The sequence below is a fragment of the Streptomyces sp. NPDC057543 genome (genome assembly GCF_042801895.1).
In the GTDB taxonomy this organism is placed as follows: Bacteria; Actinomycetota; Actinomycetes; order Streptomycetales; family Streptomycetaceae; genus Streptomyces.
This window is the reverse complement of record NZ_JBHVFF010000546.1, coordinates 1-2186: the sequence shown is the minus strand read 5'-3', so window position 1 is coordinate 2186 and position 2186 is coordinate 1. Positions and strand designations below refer to the sequence as shown.

Here is a 2186-nt window from a genome sequence, read left to right as displayed (position 1 = left end):
GGTTCTGGCACACATTCCGTTTGCGCCGTGAGGCGCTGTTGGTTCGAGTGGAGGTGGAAGACCTGCACCAACCCGCTGTCGCAGCAGTGGGGTTGAAGCTGAGGGCAGCCTGATCCGGGTGATGCCGAGGAGGGCGAGAGCAGCCCTGACAAAGCCGGGACGTGTCCAGTACTGCCAGATGGGGCGGGTCCGGCAAGCGTGATGGAGAGGAGTACGCGAGGAACCGGCGTTTTACGTCTCTTAAAGTGCCTCCGGCTCGAACCTGGCGAATCTGGGCCGGAAGCGGTGCGTACTCGGGTCATCCTTTCGGGTGGTCTGACAACTCCTGGGTCGGTCTACGAAAGCTGACCGGGAGGCCACGAGGAAGGCCTGCGGCGTACTCGTGGCGATGCCGCAGGGACACAGTCGGGCTCCTACTCCATCGAGCGAACCACAGTGAACACGGGAACCGTCCCGAACCTCGCCCCGCCGTTTGTCTCCAACAGGCTGCCGGGGCTGGGCGCATCGACCGCCGATCGGTTGGGGACGGGGCGGAGCCGCCGTAGTACTCCGAGGCCGGGAAAGCCGGTCACTTGGGGAAGGGCGGCAGCGGTATCGAGAAGGGAAGGATGCTGCAATGCCGGAAGAAGCCCCGCCGAATGGCGGAGCTCCGGGCCCCCGGGTCCGGGTACTGGAGATGCAGACCAAGCTTCACCGTTGGGCGGTGGCCGATCCTGGCCGCCGGTTCGATGACCTGTTCAACTTCGTGCACGACCCGGCGACGCTGTTGGTGGCGTTCGACCGGGTCGCGGGCAACCGCGGAGCCCGGACTCCCGGCGTCGACGGCCTGACCGCCACCGACGTCGAGGAATCCATCGGTGTCCCCGGGTTCCTGAACGACCTGCGGGCCGCTCTCAAGGACGGTTCGTTCCGTCCTTTGCCGGTGCGGGAACGCATGATTCCCAAGCCGGGAGGCTCGGGGAAGGTCCGCAGGCTCGGGATTCCGACGATCGCGGACCGGGTCGTTCAGGCGGCGCTGAAGCTGGTGCTGGAACCGATCTTCGAGGCCGACTTCAAGCCGGTCTCCTACGGGTTCCGGCCCCGACGGCGGGCCCAGGACGCGATCGCCGAGATTCACTATTTCGGCACCCGGGGGTATCGCTGGGTGCTGGATGCGGACATCGAGGCGTGCTTCGACTCGATCGACCACCCGGCCCTGATGGACCGAGTGCGGCACCGGGTGAAAGACAAGCGCATCCTGATGCTGGTCAAAGCCTTCCTCAAGGCCGGGATTCTTACTGAACTCGGCGAGAGCAAGGAGACACTGACCGGCACCCCGCAAGGAGGCATCCTGTCTCCGCTGCTGGCGAACATCGCTCTGTCGGTGCTCGACGAGCACCTGCACGGACCGTGGGAGCCAGTCGGGACGATGGCCACCGAGGGCAAACGCGCCTACCGGCGCCGCAAAGGCCGGCCGACGTGGCGGGTCGTCCGCTACGCGGACGACTTCGTCGTCCTGGTGCATGGCACCGAGGCCGACACCGCGGCGTTGCGCGAAGAGATCGCTGACCTGCTCGAACCGCTTGGCCTGCGACTGTCGCAGGCCAAGACACGGATCGTGCACATGAGCGATGCGTTCGACTTCCTGGGCTTCCGCATCCAGTGGAAACGCAAAGGAGGCACGAACAAATGGCACGTCTATACCTTCATCGGCGACCGGCCCACCCGGTCGCTGAAGGCGAAGATTCGTGCCCTGACAAACAGGACATCGCAGCAGGATCTCGCCACCGTGCTGATCAGACTCACTCAGATCATGCGCGGTTGGGCCAACTACTTCAAGCACGCAGTCGCCAAGCATGTCTTCGACAAGCTCGACGCCTTCGTGTGGTGGCGTCTGATCCGCATGCTGCGGACACGTCACCACTGGAGTTGGGGCGACGTCCGCCGACGGTTCACCACCCCCACCGGGCGGTGGCGACCGATCGCGGCAGACGGGATCGAACTGTTCCGGATCGCATCGGTCACGGTCAGCCGTTACCGATACCGGGCCAGCACGATCCCCAACCCATGGCAGCCCGCGAACCCCGCCTGACGGCAGAGACCGTGGAGAGCCCGCTGCGTTGAGAGACGCACGGCGGGTTCGGCGAGAGGTCCGGAGAAACGGACCGGGAGCAATCCCGGCACCGCGCTCCGGGCCTACTCAGCGA

At 65.7% G+C, this 2186-nt stretch carries 1 protein-coding gene; it reads left to right on the top strand.

Going from position 1 to position 2186, the window contains the following annotated elements; all coding sequences use genetic code 11:
- Positions 1-676 precede the first annotated feature (676 nt).
- Positions 677-2071, top strand: a complete 1395-nt coding sequence (gene ltrA, locus ACFU8Q_RS41130; RefSeq protein WP_384465236.1) for a group II intron reverse transcriptase/maturase — start codon at positions 677-679, stop codon at positions 2069-2071.
- The last annotated feature ends 115 nt before the right edge of the window (positions 2072-2186 follow it).